The following is a 21289-nucleotide window of genomic DNA, read 5'->3' on the forward strand; positions in this document are numbered from 1 at the left end:
TTGATTGCTCATGGTCTTGCTCTTACTGAGGCTGGGGGTTAGCCAGCTTTCCGCATACGCCGCCGATGGAACCCGCGCCCATCGCGATCACGACATCACCGTTGCGCGCGATCGTCGTCACCGCGTCGGGCACTTCGTCCACCGTTTCGACGAACACCGGCTCGACCTTGCCCGCGACGCGAATCGCACGCGCGAGCGCACGGCCATCCGCCGCGACGATGGGCGCTTCGCCTGCCGCGTAGACATCGGTGAGCACGAGCGCATCGACGGTCGACAGCACTTTCACGAAATCCTCGAAGCAGTCGCGCGTGCGCGTGTAGCGATGCGGCTGGAACGCGAGCACGAGCCGGCGATCCGGAAACGCGCCGCGCGCCGCCGCGATCGTCGCGGCCATTTCCACCGGGTGATGACCGTAGTCGTCGATCAGCGTGTACGCGCCTTCGCCGCTGCTCGCGTTCACTTCGCCGTAACGCTGGAAGCGCCGGCCGACGCCGTTGAATTCGGCGAGCGCACGTTGGATATCGGCATCGGCGACTTCGAGTTCAGTCGCGATCGCGATTGCGGCCAGCGCGTTCTGCACGTTGTGCGTGCCCGGCAGATTCAGCACGATGTCGAGCGACGGCGCATCTTCGCGCAGCGTCGTGAAGTGCATGCGGCCGTCGCGCGGCTCGACGTTCACGGCGCGCACCTGCGCTTCCGCGCCGAGACCATAACGGATGATCGGCTTCGACACGAACGGCAGGATTTCGCGCACGTTCGGATCGTCGACGCACAGCACGGCGATGCCATAGAACGGCAACCGATGCGTGAACTCGATGAACGCCTGCTTCAGCCGCGCGAAGTCGTGGCCGTAGGTGTCCATGTGATCGGCGTCGATGTTCGTGATGACTTCGATCACCGGGAAGAGATTGAGGAACGACGCGTCGGATTCATCGGCTTCCGCGACGATGAAGTCGCCCGTGCCGAGCCGCGCATTCGCGCCCGCGCTGTTCAGGCGGCCGCCGATGACGAAGGTCGGATCGAGCCCGCCCGCGGCCAGCACGCTCGCGACGAGCGACGTGGTCGTGGTCTTGCCGTGCGTGCCGGCAATCGCGATGCCCTGCTTCAGCCGCATGAGTTCCGCGAGCATCACGGCGCGCGGCACGATCGGCACGCGGCGATGACGCGCGGCGAGCACCTCGGGATTGTCGGGACGCACGGCCGTCGATACGACGACCGCATTCGCGCCTTCGATGTTCTGCTCGTGATGTCCGATATCGACGCGCGCGCCCAGCGCTCGCAGTCGCTCGGTGACGGCGCCGTTCGAGAGATCCGAACCGCTCACGTGATAGCCGAGATTCAGCAGCACTTCGGCGATGCCGCTCATGCCCGCGCCGCCGATCCCGACGAAATGAATATGTTTGACGATGTGCTTCATTTAATGTGCCTCCCGAGCTTGCGCGTCGAAACGCGCGCCGGCTACGTCGGCGCAAATGCTCGCGACTTTTTCGGTCGCGTCCGGTTTCGCCAGCGCGCGCGAGCGCTCGGCCATAGCCGCGAGCGTGTCGCGCGTCTGTACGCGTAACCAGTCGGCGAGCTTTTGCGCCGACAGATCGCGTTGTTGTATCAGTTCAGCCGCGCCGTTCTTCGCGAGAAACGCGCCGTTGGTCGTCTGGTGATCGTCGACGGCGAACGGGAACGGCACGAAGAGCGCAGCCACGCCGACCGCCGCAATCTCCGAGACGGTCATCGCACCCGAGCGGCAGATGACGAGATCCGCCGATGCATAGGCGCTCGCCATGTCCTCGATGAACGGCACGAGCTGCAAGTCGGCGCCCTTCGCGAAACCCGCCGCCGCATAGTTCGCTTCCAGCGCTTCGATATGCTTCGCGCCCGCCTGATGCACGATGCGCGGACGCTCTTCCGGCGACAGCATCGCGAGCGCTTTCGGCACCGTTTCGTTGAGTGCGGCCGCGCCGAGACTTCCTCCGACGACGAGCACGTTCAGGCGTCCCGAACGCGCGGCGTAGCGTTCTTTGGGTGGCAATGCGCGCGTTAGTTCCGCGCGGATCGGATTGCCGGTCCATTCTGCATTCGGCAGAGCATTGGGAAACGCGACCAGGACGCGCTTCGCGAGATGCGCGAGCACCTTGTTCGCGAGACCCGCGATGGAATTCTGTTCGTGCAGCACGAGCGGAACGCCGGCGAGCTTCGTCATGATGCCGGCCGGAAACGTGATGTATCCGCCCATGCCGAGCACGACGTCCGGCTTCACGCGACGCAGCGCGCTCAAGCTTTGCGTACATGCGCGCAGCAGATTGACCGGCAGCATCAGCTTCGTCTTGATGCCCTTGCCGCGCACGCCGCCGAAGCGCACGTATTCCATCGGAATGCCGTGCTTCGGCACGAGCGTCGCTTCCATGCCGCTCGCGTTGCCGAGCCACACTACACGCCAGCCGTGCGCCTGCATCCAGTGCGCGACCGCGAGCCCCGGGAACACGTGGCCCCCGGTTCCGCCTGCCATCACCATGAGCGTGCGGCTGCTTTGCGCGGTCATACTTTTCCTCCGCGCATCAGGACACGGTTCTCGTAATCCACGCGCAGCAACACGGCCAGCGCGACGCAGTTCAGCAGAATGCCCGAGCCGCCATAGGAAACGAGCGGCAGCGTGAGACCCTTGGTCGGCAAAAGACCGAGGTTCACGCCCATGTTGATGAACGTCTGCGCGCCGAACCAGATGCCGACGCCCTTGGCCATCAGACCGGCGAACGTGCGATCGAGCGCGAGCGCCTGACGGCCGATCTCGAACGCGCGGCGCACGATCCAGTAGAACAGCAGAATCACGCAGATCACGCCGACGAAACCGAGCTCCTCGCCGATCACCGCGAGAATGAAGTCGGTATGCGCTTCGGGCAGATAGTTGAGCTTTTCGACGCTGCCGCCGAGGCCGACGCCGAACCATTCGCCACGTCCGAACGCGATCAGCGAGTGCGTCAGCTGATACGCCTTGCCTTGCGCATAGCGGTCGTCCCACGGATCGAGGTACGCGAAGATCCGTTCGCGGCGCCACGGCGACGCCCACACGAGCAGCGCGAACGTGCCGACTGCCGTCGCGACCAGGCCACCGAACAGCTTGCCGTTCACACCGCCGAGAAACAGCACGCCCATTGCGATGGCGGCGATCACCATGAACGCGCCCATGTCCGGCTCGAGCAGCAAGAGCGCGCCGACGGCGCCGACCGCAACCGCCATCGGCAGAAAGCCCTTGCCGAAGCTGTGCATGAACTCCTGCTTGCGCACGGTGTAATTCGCGGCGTAGATCGTCACGGCGAGCTTCATGATTTCCGACGGCTGCATGTTCGTGATGCCGAGCGGAATCCAGCGGCGCGCGCCGTTCACGCCCTTGCCGATATGCGGAATCAGCACGATGACGAGCATCGCCAGCGAAACGAGGAAAAGCTTCGGCGCGTACTTCTCCCAGGTCTTGATGGGAATCTTGAACGCGATGGTCGCGCCGACGAGCGCCGTCGTGATCGAAATCAGATGGCGCACGAGGAAGTGATAGTCGCGATAGCTCGCGTACTTCGGCGAATCGGGCATGGCGATCGATGCCGAGTACACCATCACGATGCCGAGTCCGAGCAGCGCGATCATCACCCAGAGAAGCGAATAGTCGTAGTCGAGCATGCGCGAACGCGCGGGACGCACGCCGTTCACCGCGCTCGAAATGCCGCCACGCGCTCCGCCGTTCCCGCGGCCGGCGAGCGAGTCGTTCGGAACCGCGTTGCGTTGTCCGCTCAGTTTGGATCCGAAGCGTTCCGACCAGCTCATAGCATCACTCCCCGCGCGGCGGCGATATCTTCGACCGCGCCGCGAAACACGTCGGCGCGATGTGCGTAGTTCCTGAACATGTCGAGGCTCGCGCACGCGGGCGAAAGCAGCACGGCGTCGCCGGCTTCCGCGATGCGCGCAGCGGCGTTCGTCGCGGCTTCGAGCGTCGCATGATCTTCGAGCGGCACATTCGTCGCTGCGAGCGTCTCGCGGATGCGCGGCGCATCGCGGCCGATCAGCATCACGGCACGCGCCCAGCGCGCAACGGGCGCTTCGAGCGGCGAAAAGTCCTGGCCCTTGCCGTCGCCGCCGGCGATCAGCACGACACGTTGCGCGAGGCCGTCGAGCGCGGCGACGGTTGCGCCGACGTTCGTGCCCTTGCTGTCGTCGACATAATCGACGCCTTCGATCTGCGCGATCACTTCCACGCGATGCGGCTCGCCGCGGTATTCGCGCAAGGCATGCAACAGCGCCGCGAGCGGCAGATCGATCGCGCGTGCGAGCGCGAGCGCGGCGAGCGCGTTCGCCGCGTTGTGCAGACCGCGGATGCGCAGCGCGTCCGACGGCATCAGCCGCTTCGAAACGACGTTCGGCGCGGCCTCGTCCTTCTGCTTGCGACGGCGTGACGGCGCTTCATCGGAAGCGTCCTGATCGATGCCGACGACGAGCCACGGCATGCCGTTATCGCGCAGCAGACCGTAATCGCCGACATGACACGGTTCGTTCAAGCCGAACGTCACGACGCGGTCCTGCGCGACGTTCGCGGCGAGTTTCATCGTGCGGTTGTCGTCGCGGTTCAGCACGCGCGTCGTGCGCGGACCGAAGATGCGGCCTTTCGCGGCGGCGTAGGCGTCGAGGCCGCCGTGCCAGTCGAGGTGATCCTGCGTGATGTTGAGCACCGCGGCCGCATCGGGCGCGAAGCTGTGCGCGGTTTCCAGCTGAAAACTCGACAGTTCGAGCACCCAGACATCGGGCAGCGCGGTTTGATCGATGGCTTCGGTCAGCCTGTCGAGCATCGCCGGGCTGATGTTGCCCGCGACCGCGACCGTCTTGCCCGCGCGCTCGCACAAGAGTCCGGTGAGCGCGGTCGTCGTGGTCTTGCCGTTCGTGCCCGTGATCGCGATGACCTTCGGCGCGTAACCGTTCGCGCCCAGGCCAGCGAGCGCCTGCGCGAAGAGTTCGAGCTCGCCCCAGACGGGGATGCCGCGCTCCTTCGCTACGGCGATCAGCGGCGCGAGGTCGTCAGCGAGCGGAGAAAGGCCCGGGCTGATCGCGACGAGTTCGATGCTGCCATCGAGCAATGCGGGCGTGAACGCGCCGCCGACGAAATCCGCGTCGATTTTGTGGATGGCGAGTTCGGAAAGATTCGGCGGCGTCTCGCGCGTGTCGGCGATCCGCAGACGGCAACCGTGCCTGGCGCACCAACGCGCCATCGCCAGACCGGATTCACCGAGTCCCAGCACGAGCACCATCGGACTTTGCCGACCGACAAACTTCTCGCCAAACATCGCTTTACCTTTTCCAAAAACCTGAAGAACCGTGCAAGTGCAAAAAGATCAACGCAGCTTGAGCGTCGACAAACCGAACAGGCACAACATCAACGTGATGATCCAGAAGCGCACGACCACTTGCGTCTCGGTCCAGCCGGAGAGTTCGTAGTGGTGATGCAGCGGCGCCATCTTGAAGAAGCGGCGGCCTTCGCCGTAACGGCGTTTCGTGAACTTGAACCAGAAGACCTGCAACATCACGGAAAGCGTTTCCGCGACGAACACGCCGCCCATGATGAAGAGCACCACTTCTTGACGGACGATCACCGCGATCGTGCCGAGCGCGCCGCCGAGCGCGAGCGCGCCGACATCGCCCATGAAGACTTGCGCGGGGTGCGTGTTGTACCAGAGAAACGCGAGGCCGGCGCCGCCCATCGCGGAGCAGAAGATCAGCAGTTCCCCCGCGCCGGGAATGTGCGGGAACAGCAAATACTTCGAATACACCGACGAGCCCATCACGTAGGCGAACGCGCCAAGCGACGCGCCCACGAGCACGACGGGCATGATGACGAGACCATCGAGGCCGTCGGTGAGATTCACTGCGTTACTCGAGCCGACGATCACGAAGTAGGTCATCGCGATGAAGCCCCACACACCGAGCGGATACGTGATCGACTTGAGGAACGGCAGCATCAGGTCGGCGCGTGCGGGCAGGCCCATCGACAGGCCGCTGCGCACCCACGCCATGAAGAGATCGAACACGCGCGTATTGCTGGCTTCGGACACGCTGAACGCGAGATACACCGCCGCGAACAGGCCGATGACCGACTGCCAGAAATACTTCTCGCGCGAGGACATGCCGCGCGGGTCCTTGTGCACGACCTTGCGATAGTCGTCCACCCAGCCGATCACGCCGTAGCCGAAGGTGACGAGCATCACGATCCACACGAAACGGTTCGTGAGATCGGCCCACAGCAACGTGGACACGGCAATGCCGATGAGAATGAGCACGCCGCCCATCGTCGGCGTGCCGGACTTGACGAGGTGCGTCTGCGGGCCGTCCTTGCGCACGGCCTGGCCGACCTTGAGCAAGGTCAGCTTGCGGATGACCCACGGGCCGCAGACGAGGCCGATCAGCATGGCCGTCGCCGTGGCGCCGACCGCGCGGAACGTGATGTAGGTAAACACGCGCATGAAGCTGGCGTCATTCTGGAGCCATTGCGCGAGTGCGAGTAGCATGCTGGTCCTTCTCTTCAGTGAATCAGTGTGCCGCGGGCGTGCTGCCCGCGGCGGATTGTTGGGGGCTCGTCAAGGCATCCACCACGCGCTCCATCTTCATGAAGCGCGAGCCTTTCGCGAGATAGGTGGCTTTGTCGCCGTAACCGGCGTGTTCAAGTGCGGCGACCATTTTGTTGACGTCATCAAAATGGTCCGCGGTCTGCTTCGATGCCTTCGCGTTGAATGCGTTCACGGAATCGCGGCTCGCGTCGCCGAGCGCGAAGAGCGCATCGATGCCGCGCTCGGCCGCATAGGCGCCGACTTCGCGATGAAACGCCGGGCCTTCCTCGCCGACTTCGCCCATGTCGCCCATCACGAGCACGCGCGGTGAAGCCTGCGATGCGAGCACGTCGATGGCCGCGCGCATCGAATCGGGATTCGAGTTGTACGTGTCGTCGATAACGGTCGCGCCCGCGAGCGCGCCGAGCACGGCGCGCTTCACTTGCAGACGGCCCTTCACCGGCTGGAACGCTTCGAGTCCGCGCCTGATCGCATCCAGCGACACACCCGCCGCGAGCGCCGCCGATGCTGCCGCGAGCGCGTTGCGCGCGTTGTGCTCGCCGAGCACGTTGAGCGCGACATCGATCTCGCCCTGCGGCGTGCGCATATGAACCGTCGTGCCCTTCAGCGTGCCGGTGACGGCGGCTTTCGATGCATCGTCGGTAAGCGCGAAGTCGATGATCGCGTTGTCCGTCGCGGCCGTGCGCCAGAAGACGGCGTATTGATCGTCGGCCGGGAACACGGCGGTGCCCGTTTCGCCCAGCGCGTGAATCACGGTGGCATGTTCGAGCGCGACAGCTTCGACCGTCGCCATGAATTCCTGATGCTCACGCTGCGCGTTATTGACGACAGCGACATCGGGCGCGGCGATCTTGCCGAGCACTTCCGTTTCGCCCGGATGGTTCATCCCGAGCTCGACGACCGCGAGCTTGTGCGACGCGTTCAGACGGAACAACGTGAGCGGCAAGCCGATGTCGTTGTTGAAGTTGCCTGCGGTCGCAAGCCGCGCTTCTTCGCCTACGACAACCGCGAAAATCGACGCGATCATCTCCTTGACGGTCGTCTTGCCATTGCTGCCCGTCACGGCGACGAGCGGCATCGTGAAGCGCTTGCGCCAGCCGTGCGCCAGCGCACCGAGCGCGGCGCGCGTGTCCTTTACCTTGATGACAGGAAGAGGCCAGGCACCGGAGTTGCTCGGTTCGCGTGACACGAGCGCCGCAGCCGCGCCGCTCTTCGCAACCTGATCAAGGAAGTCATGCGCATCGAAGCGATCGCCCTTCACCGCGACAAAAAGGTCACCGGCCTGGATGCCGCGGCTGTCCGTCACGACGCGCTCGATCGCTACGTTTTCATCGCCCTTCAGCACGGCGCCGGGAATCATTGCGGCGGCTTCGCGCAGCGTGAACATCTTCATTCGCCACCTCCGCGCTGTTGCGTGGCGCGTGCGGCGAGCGCGAGGCGCGCGTGATCCTGATCCGAGAACGCGCGTTTCTTCCCCATGATTTCCTGCGTGGCCTCGTGTCCTTTTCCCGCGAGCACGATGACGTCTTCACGTGCGGCGCTTCGGATTGCTTGCAGAATCGCGCTCGCCCGGTCTTCGATGCGGCGCGCCTTCGCGGCGTCGTTCATGCCGGCCGCGATCTGATCGATGATGGATTGCGGATCTTCGCTGCGCGGATTGTCGCTCGTGATGACGACCTGATCGGCGAGACGCTCGGCGATCGCGCCCATCAGCGGACGCTTGGTCGCGTCGCGGTCGCCGCCGCATCCGAACATGCAGACGAGTTCGCCGCCGCGCGCCTGAGCGATCGGGCGCAGCGCGGCGAGCGTTTTGTCGAGCGCGTCGGGCGTGTGAGCGTAATCGATCACGACGAGCGGCTCGTCGCTCTGCATGCGCCCGCCGAGACGTTCCATGCGGCCGTTGACCGATTCGAGCTTTCCGATATGCGCGATCGCGGCATCGAACGGCACACCGACTTCGAGCAGCACACCGAGCACGGAAAGCAGATTGCTGACGTTGAACGCGCCAAGCGTGCCGACTTCGACATCGGCCTCGCCCCAGTCGCACGACAGATGAAATGCGGTGCCGGTCGCCGTGGCGCGGACTTGCGTTGCGAGCAGCATGGCGTCGGCGCTCGGAGCGGCGTCGACGGGCATTTCGACGCCGTACGCGATCGTGCGCACCTTGCCGCGCAGCGATTCGATCAGCCGCTGGCCGGCCGCGTCGTCGCGATTGACGATCGCCGTTTTCAGCGAAGGCCACGCGAAGAGGCGCGCCTTCGCGGCTTCGTAGGCGTCGAACGTGCCGTGGTAATCGAGATGATCCTGCGTGAGATTCGTGAAGATGGCGATGTCGAAATCGACGCCATTCACGCGGCCCTGATGCAGCGCGTGCGACGACACTTCCATCGCGACGCCTTCCGCGCCCTGGGCCTTCAGTTGCGCGAGGCTGCGCTGAAGCTGCGGAGCGTCGGGCGTGGTGAAGCCGCTATGCACGAGCTTGCCCGGCATGCCGATGCCGAGCGTCCCGACGATCGCGCACGGACGGCCGAGCGCCGTCAACGCGGTGGCGATCCACTGACTGCACGAGGTCTTGCCGTTCGTGCCCGTCACGCCGACGGTGAGCATCGACGCGGTCGGCTCGCCGTACCATGCAGACGCGATCGGGCCCGCCAGCTCGTTGAGCGCCTTCACGGCGAGCGCCTTCGATACATCCGGCTTGCCCGCGAAATTTTCCGGCTGATAAAGCGCCGCGGCCGCGCCCGCGGCGAGCGCGGCGTCGAGATACGGACGGTTGTCCGCGCCCTCGACCGCATAGGCGAGAAACACGTCGCCGCTTTTCAGCGAGCGCGTGTCCGCGTGCAATTGCGCCTCGGGCTGCGCATGCGCGCGCAGCCATTGAACGGCATGTGATACGTCCTTCTGCATCTTGCTCTGACGGGCTTGCGCGCTCATCGCACGACTCCCGGGTGCGTCTTCATATTGCTCGATACCGCGACTTTCTTCGCGGTATTCGCGTTGTTCGTGTTCGCCGGCTGTTGCGCGGCGGCTTGCGTGGCGGAGTTCGAATCGTCCGTCACGACCATTTGCTTGACCGGCATGTCGGGCGGCACGTTGAGTGCGCGCAGCGTATCGCCGACGATGCCCGAAAACACCGGCCCCGACACCTGGCCGCCGAAGTGGCTGCCGACCGTCGGCTCGTCGACCGATACGGCCACGACGATCCGCGGATTCGGCATCGGCGCCATGCCGACGAACGAAGCGCGGTACTTCGAATGGTCGTAGCCGCGGCCCGCGTGCTTGTACGCCGTGCCCGACTTCCCGCCGACGCGATAGCCCGGCACCGCCGCATCCGGCGACGTGCCGCCCTTCGCCGTCACGGTTTCGAGCATCGCGCGCACTTGACGCGCGGTGGTCGGCGAGAAAACCTGCTGTCCGACGACCGGTTGATCGCCCGGTGTCCGGAAAATCGACACCGGCAGAACCTGGCCGTCGTGCGCGATCGCGGTGTACGCGCGCGCAAGCTGGAACAGCGATGCCGAGAGGCCGTAGCCGTAGGACATCGTCGCCTGCTCGATGCGCCTCCAGCTCTTCCACGGCCGCAGACGCCCCGTCACCGCACCCGGGAAGCCGACTTTCGGCGCCTGCCCGAGTCCGAGTCCCGTGTACATATTCCACATTTCCTCAGCACGCAATTGCATCGCAATTTTGGTCGCGCCGATATTGCTCGACTTCTGAATCACGCCGCCGACGGTGAGCGTGCCGAAACCGGCATCGTCCGTGATGCGCGCGCCGTCGAGGACGAACACGCCGCCGCCGGTTTCCACGAGCGTATTCGGCGTCACGCGATGCAGGTCGAGCGCGAGCGACACGGTGAACGGCTTCATGATCGAGCCCGGCTCGAACGTGTCCGTGAGAATGCGGTTGCGCAACTGCTCGCCGGTCATGCGCGAGCGGTCGTTCGGGTTGTAGGTGGGATAGTTGACGAGCGCGAGCACCTCGCCCGTCTTCGTGTCGATCACGATCGCCGCGCCTGCCTTCGCCTTGGACTTCTCGACGGCGGCCTTCAGGTTCGTGTACGCGATGTACTGAATCTTGCTGTCGATCGAGAGTTCGACGTCGGTGCCATTGTGCGGCACGACCTGCTCGTCGACGTCCTCGACGATATGGCCCATGCGGTCCTTGATGACGCGGCGCATGCCCGGCGTGCCGGCGAGGACGTGCTGGTCGCCGAGCTCGACGCCTTCCTGTCCCTTGTCTTCAATATTAGTAAAGCCGATCAGGTGCGCGGTGATTTCGCCTTCCGGATAGAAGCGCTTGTATTCGCCACGCGAATAAATGCCCGGAATGTCCAGCGCGGCGACCTTCTGCGCGGTTTCGAGCGATACCTGGCGCTTCACGTAGACGAACGTCTTGTCCATCGAAAGCTTCGCCCGAAGCTCTTTTTCCGGCATCTCGAGCAGCTTGGACAATTGCGCGAACTTGTCCGCGCCGAGATCGTTCGGCACGGCTTCGGGGATCGCCCAGATGGCCTTCACCGGCAGGCTGGTTGCGAGTACAAGGCCGTTACGGTCGCGGATCTGGCCGCGCGTCGCCGGCAGTTCGAGCGTGCGCTGATAGCGGCTTTCGCCCTGCTTCTTGAAAAATGCGTTGCCAGGACCCTGGATCCAGAACGCTCGTGCGGCAAGCGCGACGAACGCCATGAACAACAGGAATACGACGAACTTCGAGCGCCACATCGGCAGGCGCACGGCGAGGAGCGGATTCGGCGTATGAGCGATGTCTTTCTGCTTCGCGGATTTTTTCATCGCTTGGCTCCGCGTGCAGGCGGTGCCGACGCCGGAAGCGGCGGCGGCATGGGTGCGTCGGCGGCCTTGTTGGCGGCCGTGTCGTAGGTGAGATATTGGGTGCGGCCGGTCGACACGGGCTGCATCTTCAGCGAGTTGGTGGCCAACTGCTCGATGCGCGAGGTCTTCGACAGCGCGCTCTGCTGATACTGCAACTGCGCGTAATCCTGTTGAAGCTGGCGCTCCTGCGATTGCGCCCGCTGCAAGTCGATGAAAATTTCCCGCTGCTGGTTGGTCGAGCTGACGACCGACAGCGCGCATCCGAGCACGATGATCAGCAGGAAAATATTGAGACGGTTCATGGCGCAATCCGCTCTGCGATACGCATCACCGCGGATCGCGCACGCGGGTTGGCGGACACTTCGGCTTCGCTCGGAAACACGCGGCCGACCACGCGCAGCGGGGGGCTGGGCAGATCGACCGCGCGGATCGGCAAGCGACGGTCCACCGCCGGCGCGCTCGCGTGCGCCTGCATGAACCGCTTGACGATCCGGTCTTCGAGTGAATGAAAGCTGATCACGACCAGCCGCCCTCCTTGCTCCAACAATGCCAATGCCGACTCAAGAACTACTTGCAGCTCCGCAAGCTCTTGATTGACGTGAATCCGTATAGCCTGAAAGGTGCGAGTTGCCGGGTCCTTGCCCTTTTCACGGGTTTTGACGACGTTACCCACGATTTCGGCAAGCTCGCGCGTGCTGTCGAGAGGCCCAAGACGGTCGGACTCTGCCCTGCGAGCAACAAGCGCCTTTGCAATCTGAAAAGCAAACCGTTCTTCCCCATAATCTCTGATCACCTCCGTCAGTTCCTGCACCGTGGCCCGTGCGAGCCACTCGGCTGCCGACTCGCCGCGAGTCGGGTCCATCCTCATGTCGAGCGGACCTTGCGCGCGGAAGCTGAAGCCGCGCTCCGGGTCGTCCACCTGCGGCGACGACACGCCAAGGTCGAGCAATACGCCCGACACCCGCTCTACCCCACGCTCGCTCGTCGCATCGCGCAATACCGCGAAGCTGTCGTGCACGATCGAAAAACGCGAGTCCTGAATCTGTTGCGCCGTGGCGATTGCAAGAGGATCCTTGTCGAAAGCGATGAGCCGCCCCGCCTCACCGATCCGCTGCAAAATCGCCCGGCTGTGACCGCCACGCCCGAACGTGCCATCTATATAGATGCCGTCCGTACGCGTGATCAGTCCGTCTACTGCTTCCTGCAGCAGCACCGTGCGATGCTGCAGCTCGTTTCCCGACGACTTCGCCATGTTCTTCAGCGCCGCGTCAGAAAGTGAAATTCTTCAGCGCTTCGGGCATGCCCTGCGCCATCGCCGCGGCTTCCTTCGCCGCGTAGGTCTGCGAATCCCACAGCTCGAAGTGCGCGCCCATGCCGAGCAGCGTCACCTCTTTTTCCAGCGACGCGGCAGCGCGCAGCTCGGGCGAAACCAGTACGCGCCCGGCGCTGTCGAGGTCGAGATCCATTGCATTACCGAGAAAGATGCGCCGCCACCACATGGCATCCATAGGAAGCGCGGCGACTTTGGCGCGAAAGACTTCCCACTCCGGGCGAGGAAAGAGCAACAGGCATCCATCCGGGCTCTTCGTGAGCGTCACCCGGCCTTCCGCCTGCCCTTGCAGCGCTTCTCGATAGCGCGACGGAACCGACATCCGTCCTTTCGCATCGAGCGTCAGCGCCGACGCCCCTTGGAACACTCGCCCTCTCCCCGTTTCAGACGCCCACCCTGACGTCTGTCCCCACTCCGTTTTGCTCGAAAATGGCTTGTGAATCACACAAAAGACCACTTTCTCACACTGTCTCCCACTTTAGAGGAACGCATTTCCTCGGTCAAGACGCGTACCTTTTTTTCGAGTGCTTTTTATTCGCTAGAACAAGGACTTAGCGCAGGAGCTTGAAGTGATGACAAAAGAGAAAACCGTTATGAATTAGAGAGCTACTGCGGGATGTGAAGGTAGTACGTGAAATCAGCTGCCGAAATGAGGGAAATGTAACGGTCTTTTTGCCCGATTTGTGGGCCACAGGTGAGATGCGGCCGCGAGGTTACCGGCCGAACCGCTATGGGATCGGCCGGACGATCGGCACGCTATATGTAATACGCAGTGCGGGTCATTACTTTCGAGGCCGCGCGCATCAGCGCACGGACCGGAAACGGGACTTCGCCTCCACCCGCACCGATGGCGGCGGCTGCGTGCGCGCTCTCGTCGAGACGCATTTGCTCGACGATCGCGCGCGATGCGTGATCGTTCGCCGGCAGCGTCTTCATATGACCATCGAGGTGCTGCTCGACCTGACGCTCCGTCTCCGCCATGAAGCCGAGACTCGCGCGGTCGCCAAAACGTCCCGCGACGAAACCCATCGCAAGTGCGCCCGCGTACCAGAACGGATTCAGGAGACTCGGCCGGGCATCGAGGTCTTTCAGGCGCTTCGTCGTCCACGCGAGATGATCTTCCTCTTCGCGAGCCGCCTGCTCGAAGCTCGCCTTCAGTTCGGGTGAATGCGTGGCGAGCTTTTGCGCCTGATAAAGCGCCTGCGCGCAGACCTCGCCGACGTGGTTCACGCGCATCAGACCGGCCGAGTGGGCGCGCTCTTTCTCCGTGAGTTGCGATTCCTCGGAGAGGACGTCGCTTTGGAGATCGGAACCGGATAGCGTCGATTCGGGAATCGGACGCGACATGCGGCTCACGCCCGTCATGGAGCGCAAGCCCCGATCGAACTCGTTGATGACTTCATCGAGCGTCATGTTGTCACCTCTCTTCGTGGTCGCCGGCACAACGCGGGTTGTTGCAGCAATTCGCAATCTCTGGCGAGTCGGCGCTGGGCGAAACGCGGATTTTAGCGCACATCGACACCCGCCGATGGTCGCGCTGGTTGGTCCGAACGAACCCGACGAAGCCCGGTTGTCAGGACCGAAAACGACCTTTCCTAAGCATCCGCTTTGGTAATTAGGGCAAACACGGGTCGCAAAAATCCTGCAAAACCAACATTTTAGCGCCTGTTGCGTAAACGTCACATGGGTCGAGCGGACCGCTCCCTTTTCCTTTGTCCGTCAAAGGCTCTTTGTTACATTACGTGTCAACTTCGTTAAGAAGTCCGGCAGGGACCGTCAACACACTGGCGCTAGAACAGTGACCTTGCCAAACAGTCGCAAACACTCCCTGGAGATCTAATCAATGAAAAAGTCGCTTCTCGCTCTCGCTGCATTGGGCGTTTTCGCTGGCGCCGCACATGCGCAGAGCAGCGTGACGCTGTACGGCATCATCGACGCAGGCTTCGTCTACAACAACAATAGCAATGGTCAGAAGCTGTACGCCATGAACAGCGGCAACCTGCAGGGCAGCCGCTGGGGCCTGCGTGGCACGGAAGATCTCGGTGGCGGTCTGAAGGCCATCTTCGTGTTGGAAAACGGCTTCAACGTGTTCAACGGCCAGCTGGGTCAAGGCGGCGCTGAATTCGGCCGTCAAGCGTATGTCGGTCTGTCGACGGCGCAATTCGGCACGGTCACCCTCGGTCGTCAATACGACTCCGTGGTCGACTACACCGGCGCATTCGAAGTCGGTAGCCAGTGGGCATCGTACTTCGGCGCGCACCCGGGCGACCTCGACAACATGAACAACTCGAATCGCGTGAACAACGCGATCAAGTTCACGAGCGCGAATTACGCAGGCTTCACGTTCGGCGGCTTGTACAGCCTCGGCGGCAACGCTGGCCAGTTCAACCGCAACCAGATCTGGTCGCTTGGTCTCGGCTACTCGCAAGGCCCCCTGCAGTTGGGCGCGGGCTATTTGAACGTCAAGGACCCGAACTACTCGTTCTTCGGCAACACGCCGTCGAGCCGCACGGCGACCTCGACGCCTTCGTCTTCGAACATGACGAGCCGCGTGTACTCGGGCTACGCTTCGGCGCGCACGCAGCAAGTGATCTCGGCTGGCGGTGCTTACACGTTCGGCGCAGCGACCGTAGGCGCGACGTATAGCAACACGCAATTCAAGGATCTCGGTTCGGAGCCGGGCACGGGCCTGACGCCGACGGGTGGCTTCACGGGCGGCACGGGTAAGTTCCACAACGCCGAAATCAACTTCAAGTATCAGTTGACCCCGGCTCTGCTGTTGGGCGTGGCGTACGACTACACGAAGGGCTACGGTCTGGGTGACGCCAAGTACCATCAGGCGATGCTCGGCGCGGACTACTTCCTGTCCAAGCGCACCGACGTGTACATCGACGGCGTGTACCAGCACGCGACTGGCACGGACTCGACGAACCGTTCGGCTGTCGCCAGCATCAACGGCCTGTCGCCGTCGTCGACGTCGAACCAGGTCGCCGCTGTCGTCGGTATCCGTCACAAGTTCTAATAAGGTTGTAACAAAGCGGTATGCACTGAAAGGCGCCTTCGGGCGCCTTTTTTCGTGCGTGCTGCGCGCCAGCCGCATGCGAAAAAGCCCTCGCGTCTCATGACACGAGGGCTTTCCCGTTTCCAGCGATATCGATGTTACGCGCGGCCGTCGCGCAGTTCGCGCCGCAGGATCTTGCCGACATTGCTCTTCGGAAGATCGTTGCGGAATTCGATGATCCGCGGACGCTTGTAGCCGGTGAGCCGCTCCTTGCAATAGGCCATGACGTCGGCTTCGGTCAGGCCCTGATCCTTGCGCACGATAAAAAGCTTCACCGCCTCGCCGGAGGTCTGATCCTTCACGCCGACCGCGGCCACCTCGAATACGCCCGGCAACATGGCGACGACGTCCTCGATCTCGTTCGGATACACGTTGAAACCCGACACGAGGATCATGTCCTTTTTGCGATCGACGATCTTCACGTAGCCGCGATCGTCCAGCACGCCGACGTCGCCCGAGCGGAAAAAGCCGTCGAGCGTCATCACCTTCGCGGTTTCATCGGGCCGGTTCCAGTAGCCCGCCATCACCTGCGGTCCACGAATGCAGATCTCGCCGGGCTGTCCGAGCGACACTTCGTTGTCGTTGTCGTCGCGGATGGAGATTTCCGTCGACGGCAGCGGCAAGCCGATCGTGCCGGTGTATTCGGTGGCCGTCACCGGATTGCATGTCACGCACGGCGAGGTCTCGGACAAGCCGTAGCCTTCCACGATCGGCACGCCGGTCGCGGCGAACCACCGTTTCGCCACGGCTTCCTGGACCGCCATGCCGCCGCCGTTGGCCGCGATCAGCTTGGAAAAATCGAGCTTGCCGAAGTCCGGATGATTCAACAGCGCGTTGTAGAGCGTGTTGACCGCCGGAAACGTGTTGATAGGGACGTCCTTCAGTTCCTTGATGGTTCCCGCGATATCGCGCGGATTCGGAATCAGCACGCCCAGGCCGCCGGTTCGTATCGTCAGCATTCCGCACACCGTCAGCGCAAAGATGTGATACAGCGGCAGCGCGACCACGCAGACGAACTGGTCGATATCCGGGCGGCGTTTGCGGGCCGGGTCGAGCCAGACTTCGGACTGCAGCGTGTTCGCGATCACATTGCGATGCGTGAGCGTCGCGCCCTTGGCGACGCCCGTCGTGCCGCCGGTGTACTGCAGGAACGCGACGTCGTCCGGGGTTTGGGCGATCCGCTGCAACGTGCTCCGGGCGCCTTCGGTGAGCGCGTCGTTGAAACGGACGCTGCCAGGCACGCTCCATTCGGGCACCATCTTTTTCACGCGGCGCACGACGAAGTTGACCAACAGCCCTTTCAGGCCCATGAGATCGCCCATCGACGCGACGATCACATGCTTGATCGCCGTATTTCCGACGACGGCCTGGAGCGTGACCGCGAAATTCTCGAGAATGACGATCGCTTCCGCGCCGCTGTCCTTGAGCTGATGCTCTAGCTCGCGCGGCGTATAGAGCGGATTAACGTTGACGACGATATAACCGGCACGCAGCACGGCCGCGATCGCCACGGGATATTGCAGAACGTTGGGCATCATCAGCGCGACGCGCGCGCCGGGCTTCATGCCTCGCTTCTGGAACCACGTGGCCAGCTTTATCGACATCGCGTCGAGCTCTGCATACGTGATCGACTGGCCCATGCACACGAACGCGCGTCGATCGCGGTTCGCGCGGAAGCTGTCCTCGAGCAACTCGGAAACGGACCGATACGCGGAAACATCGATTTCCGCGGGCACGCCGGCCGGATAGGACTTCAGCCAGGGTTTCTCCATACGGCGTCTCCTTTATATGATTTTAGAATGGTCGTGCGGAAACGAGATCCTAGCTTTTCGGCAGGTCTCCGACAACTGGGTTAGACGCCATGCACCAGACTCGCCCGAGCCTGCTTTTCCGATACCTTTCAATGCATCTGCTCCACTTCGACCAGGCAATCGTAGAACGTCGCCGATCTACCGAGATCGGTCAACGCCTGGCTTGTGACCTGATTGGCATTGCAGCCATCGGGCGATAGCTTCTTCCACCAGATCGACAGACCAACGACCACGCCTTCGCGCGCTCGCGCCGTGACGCGCGCGCGGGCCTGCATCGAACCGCGATCGTTGAAGATGCGCACGAGCGCGCCGTCGGAGATGCCGCGCGTTTCGGCATCGGCGGGATGGATGTCCAGATACGGTTCGCGCTCCGCCGCGCGCAGACTCTCGATGTTTACGAAGCTGCTGTTCAGGAAATTACGCGCAGGCGGCGAGATCATCGCGAGGGGATAGCGTGCGGCGAGTTCCGGCGATCCGTCGACGGATTCGTATGGCGGCAGGTAATCCGGCAGCGGATCGAGGCCTTCGCGCTCCAGACGTTCGCTGAAGAACTCGCATTTTCCCGACGGCGTGCGGAACGCGCCTTCGGCGAGCGGCGCTTCGGCAATATTGAGCTTCAGCCAGCCGGACGCCTTTAGCTTTTCCCAGCTCTGCCCTTCCAGCGTGCGGTCGTCCCAGCGGAACGCTTTCGATGCAATCTGTTCGTCGGTCTCGAAAAGCGCCGGCTCAGTGAGTTGCATCGCACGCGCGAGACCACGGAAGATTTCAGTGTTCGGACGCGCTTCACCGACGGGTTCGATAGCCGGCAGATTCGCCATTACGTGTGTGTGTCCGTAGGACTTGTGGACGTCCAGGTGCTCGAGTTGCGTCGTTGCGGGGAAAATCAGGTCGGCATAGTCGGCCGTGTCTGTCTGGAAGTGTTCGAGCACGATCGTGAACAAATCCTCCCGTGCGAAACCCGCTGCCACCTTCGCCGAGTCCGGCGCGACCGCGACGGGGTTCGAGTTGTAGACGACCAGCGCTTCGATTTTCGGTCCGAACGTTTCGTCGCCCGGATGCAGCAGCGCGTCGCCGATCGCGTTCATGTTGATCGCGCGCGGCATTTTCGACGGCCAGCCGGGCAGCAAATCCGGACGCTCGAGCGCGTTGCCGTCGATCGGCGCCCAGCCCGACGATGAGAGCAACAGTCCACCAGCGCGCTCGCGCCACGCCCCCGTCAACGATGGCAGACAGGCGATCGCGCGAACGGCATTGCCACCGCCGCGCACGCGCTGCATACCGTAGTTGAGGCGAATCGCTGCCTTTTTCGTCGCCCCGAAAGCGCGCGCGAGCTCGACGACCACGCTCTCTTCGATGCCACAAATCTGCGCCACACGCGACGGCGGATATTGCGCGGCGCGCGCCGCGAGTCCTTCGAAGCCCACCGTATGCGCGCGCACGTAGTCATGGTCGATGAGATTTTCACGGACGAGGACCTCGATCATGCCGAGCGCAAGCGCGGCATCGGTGCCCGGGCGCAGCGCGATGTGTTGATGGCACTTTTCCGCGGTGAGCGATTTATAGGGGTCGATCGCAATCAGTTTTGCGCCGCGCCGCTTGGCTTCTTGCGCGCGGGTCCAGAAGTGCAGGCTCGAGGCGATCGGGTTCGCGCCCCAAATCAGGATCAGCTCGCTCTCGTCATAGAACTCGCTATGCATGCCGACGCTCGCGCCATACGTGTAGCGCAAGCCGGCCGCGCCCGCCGCAGCGCAAATCGTGCGCTCGAGCCGCGAGGCTCCCAACACGTTGAAAAACCGGGCAGCGATGCTTTCGCCTTGCACCAGCCCCATCGTGCCAGCGTAGCTATATGGGACGATGGCTTCCGGCGCGCGCCGGGCGACCGCATGCAAGCGTTCGGCAGCAAATTTTAAAGCCTCGTCCCAGCCGATCGGCTCGAATCGACCCTCGCCCTTTTTTCCGACCCGGCGCAGTGGCGTCAGGAGCCGATCCTTGTGATGCGTTCGCTCGGCGTATCGCGTAACCTTCGTGCAAAGAACGCCTTGCGTCGGCGGGTGGTCGGGATCGCCGCTAATCTTGACCGCTTTGCCGTCCTTTACCGTTACGCGCATTGCGCATGTGTCGGGGCAATCGTGTGGGCACACGGCTCGGGCAAACTCGGCTGGAGCGTTCATCGAAAAGTCCGGTAAATCAGAATAAAGGGCGGCAAATGATGGAATTCTATTACGGGCGCTGTGCGATCGACCGTCCGGTACGGCAAATAGTGGCGACGTAGAATGAAAGCCCATGCGCGGCCGATACGCGCCATCCGAATTCAATCGAGAGAGCGGTTCAATGAATCTGATCCCGGAAATCGAAGCTTCACACGATGAAATCAAAACGCTCCGACGAACGATCCATGCCCACCCCGAATTGCGCTACGAAGAGGTTGGCACCGCGAAGCTCGTCGCCGATAACCTCGAACGATGGGGAATCGAAGTGCATCGGGGAGTGGGCAAAACAGGTGTCGTCGGAGTGCTGAAACGCGGCTCCAGCGGCAAATCGATCGGACTGCGGGCAGATATGGACGCGTTGCCCATTCAGGAATTGAATACGTTTGGACATCGATCGACGAACGACGGCCGCATGCATGCGTGCGGCCACGATGGGCACACGGCGATGCTACTCGGCGCCGCGAAGCATCTCGCCGAGCACGGCAAGTTCGACGGGACTGTCGTTTTCATATTCCAGCCGGCGGAAGAAGGTGGTGCGGGCGCGAAAGCCATGATCGAGGATGGTCTTTTCGATCGCTTTCCGGTGGATGCAGTGTTTGGCATCCACAATTGGCCGGGCATTACCGCTGGGCATTTCGGTGTGACCGAAGGGCCGATCATGGCGTCGAGCAACGAGTTTCGCATCACGATCCACGGGACCGGTTCACACGCGGCCTTGCCCCATAACGGTCGCGACCCTGTGTTCACGGCGGTCCAGATTGCGAATGGGCTTCAGGGCATCATTACGCGAAACAAGAAGCCGATCGATACCGCAGTGCTTTCCATCACGCAGATCCACGCGGGCGAAGCCGCGAACATCGTACCGGACGTAGCCTGGCTTGGTGGAACCGTGCGCACCTTCACTGTGCAGACGCTCGATCTTATCGAAGAGCGCATGCGCAAGATCGTCCAAGCGACGGCAGCCGCCTACGATTGCGACGTCGAAATACACTTCCACAGAAATTATCCACCGACGATCAACGCCCCGGAGGAAGCACGATTTGCGGCGGAAGTTATGGCCGAGGTGGTGGGGAAGGATAGGGTCGATAGCGCCGTCGAACCGACGATGGGTGCGGAGGATTTTTCGTTCATGCTTATCGAGAAGCCTGGATGCTATGCCTTCCTCGGTAACGGCGATGGAGGACATCGCGAGCACGGGCATGGCGCCGGGCCATGCATGCTACACAACGCCAGTTATGACTTCAACGATGATTTGCTATCGATCGGATCGTCGTATTGGGTCCGTTTGGCTGAGCGATTTCTGGCGCGCTGATAACTGCAGCGGCATATATTTGCTGCTGCTTCTGTAGAAGGCGGTCGCTTTTGATTTTCTGCGCCGGAACGCAAAAACCCCACCTTTTCGGGGTGGGGTTTTTGTTTTGCTGCATGAGGAGCCTGACGATTACCTACTTTCAC

At 62.9% G+C, this 21289-nt stretch carries 16 protein-coding genes; 2 read left to right on the forward strand and 14 right to left on the reverse strand.

Annotation, left to right across the window (positions count from 1 at the left end):
• Window positions 1-22: 22 nt before the first annotated feature.
• From murC to coq7, 12 genes are all read right to left on the reverse strand, one after another.
• Entirely contained in the window at window positions 23-1417 is a 1395-nt protein-coding gene (murC, locus tag AWB74_RS36800) for a UDP-N-acetylmuramate--L-alanine ligase (RefSeq protein WP_061151526.1), read from the reverse strand.
• Window positions 1418-2536: an undecaprenyldiphospho-muramoylpentapeptide beta-N-acetylglucosaminyltransferase gene (murG, locus tag AWB74_RS36805; protein WP_061151527.1), complete on the reverse strand. Its 1119-nt coding sequence runs from the start codon at window positions 2534-2536 to the stop codon at window positions 1418-1420.
• A complete protein-coding gene (ftsW, locus tag AWB74_RS36810) occupies window positions 2533-3810 on the reverse strand; it encodes a putative lipid II flippase FtsW (protein WP_061151528.1) in 1278 nt (425 codons plus the stop codon). Before ftsW ends, murG begins: the two co-directional genes overlap by 4 nt.
• The gene (gene murD, locus AWB74_RS36815; protein ID WP_061151529.1) at window positions 3807-5318 is read right to left on the reverse strand and encodes a UDP-N-acetylmuramoyl-L-alanine--D-glutamate ligase; all 1512 of its coding nucleotides are present in this window, start codon (window positions 5316-5318) and stop codon (window positions 3807-3809) included. Before murD ends, ftsW begins: the two co-directional genes overlap by 4 nt.
• 48 nt (window positions 5319-5366) lie before the next feature.
• Window positions 5367-6536, reverse strand: a complete 1170-nt coding sequence (gene mraY, locus AWB74_RS36820; RefSeq protein ID WP_061128203.1) for a phospho-N-acetylmuramoyl-pentapeptide-transferase — start codon at window positions 6534-6536, stop codon at window positions 5367-5369.
• 22 nt (window positions 6537-6558) lie between these two features.
• Entirely contained in the window at window positions 6559-7989 is a 1431-nt protein-coding gene (locus AWB74_RS36825; RefSeq protein WP_061151530.1) for a UDP-N-acetylmuramoyl-tripeptide--D-alanyl-D-alanine ligase, read from the reverse strand.
• Window positions 7986-9530: a UDP-N-acetylmuramoyl-L-alanyl-D-glutamate--2,6-diaminopimelate ligase gene (locus tag AWB74_RS36830; protein ID WP_061151531.1), complete on the reverse strand. Its 1545-nt coding sequence runs from the start codon at window positions 9528-9530 to the stop codon at window positions 7986-7988. Before AWB74_RS36830 ends, AWB74_RS36825 begins: the two co-directional genes overlap by 4 nt.
• The gene (locus AWB74_RS36835) at window positions 9527-11383 is read right to left on the reverse strand and encodes a peptidoglycan D,D-transpeptidase FtsI family protein (RefSeq protein WP_061151532.1); all 1857 of its coding nucleotides are present in this window, start codon (window positions 11381-11383) and stop codon (window positions 9527-9529) included. The genes AWB74_RS36830 and AWB74_RS36835 overlap by 4 nt, the downstream gene beginning before the upstream one ends.
• Complete coding sequence (gene ftsL / locus AWB74_RS36840) at window positions 11380-11724, reverse strand: cell division protein FtsL (protein ID WP_061151533.1); 345 nt, start codon at window positions 11722-11724, stop codon at window positions 11380-11382. The genes AWB74_RS36835 and ftsL overlap by 4 nt, the downstream gene beginning before the upstream one ends.
• A complete protein-coding gene (rsmH, locus tag AWB74_RS36845) occupies window positions 11721-12674 on the reverse strand; it encodes a 16S rRNA (cytosine(1402)-N(4))-methyltransferase RsmH (RefSeq protein WP_061151534.1) in 954 nt (317 codons plus the stop codon). The genes ftsL and rsmH overlap by 4 nt, the downstream gene beginning before the upstream one ends.
• A 16-nt stretch (window positions 12675-12690) precedes the next feature.
• Window positions 12691-13119: a division/cell wall cluster transcriptional repressor MraZ gene (gene mraZ, locus AWB74_RS36850; RefSeq protein ID WP_061151535.1), complete on the reverse strand. Its 429-nt coding sequence runs from the start codon at window positions 13117-13119 to the stop codon at window positions 12691-12693.
• 389 nt (window positions 13120-13508) lie between these two features.
• Window positions 13509-14165, reverse strand: a complete 657-nt coding sequence (gene coq7, locus AWB74_RS36855; RefSeq protein WP_061151541.1) for a 2-polyprenyl-3-methyl-6-methoxy-1,4-benzoquinone monooxygenase — start codon at window positions 14163-14165, stop codon at window positions 13509-13511.
• Window positions 14166-14595: 430 nt separating this feature from the next.
• Here coq7 and AWB74_RS36860 point away from each other — a divergent pair, with 430 nt between their 5' ends.
• Window positions 14596-15774 carry a porin gene (locus AWB74_RS36860; protein WP_061151536.1) on the forward strand — a complete coding sequence of 393 codons (1179 nt, stop codon included), beginning with the start codon at window positions 14596-14598 and terminating at the stop codon, window positions 15772-15774.
• A 137-nt stretch (window positions 15775-15911) separates the two neighbouring features.
• Here the strand turns inward: AWB74_RS36860 and AWB74_RS36865 are convergent, their stop codons facing one another.
• The gene (locus tag AWB74_RS36865; RefSeq protein WP_061151537.1) at window positions 15912-17585 is read right to left on the reverse strand and encodes a long-chain fatty acid--CoA ligase; all 1674 of its coding nucleotides are present in this window, start codon (window positions 17583-17585) and stop codon (window positions 15912-15914) included.
• A 128-nt stretch (window positions 17586-17713) separates the two neighbouring features.
• Window positions 17714-19795 carry a molybdopterin-containing oxidoreductase family protein gene (locus tag AWB74_RS36870; protein ID WP_061151538.1) on the reverse strand — a complete coding sequence of 694 codons (2082 nt, stop codon included), beginning with the start codon at window positions 19793-19795 and terminating at the stop codon, window positions 17714-17716.
• A 160-nt stretch (window positions 19796-19955) separates the two neighbouring features.
• Between AWB74_RS36870 and AWB74_RS36875 the strand changes: the two genes are divergently transcribed.
• Entirely contained in the window at window positions 19956-21146 is a 1191-nt protein-coding gene (locus AWB74_RS36875) for a M20 aminoacylase family protein (protein WP_061151539.1), read from the forward strand.
• Window positions 21147-21289: the final 143 nt, after the last annotated feature.

Source organism: Caballeronia arvi (assembly GCF_001544695.2).
Taxonomy (GTDB): Bacteria; Pseudomonadota; Gammaproteobacteria; order Burkholderiales; family Burkholderiaceae; genus Caballeronia; species Caballeronia arvi.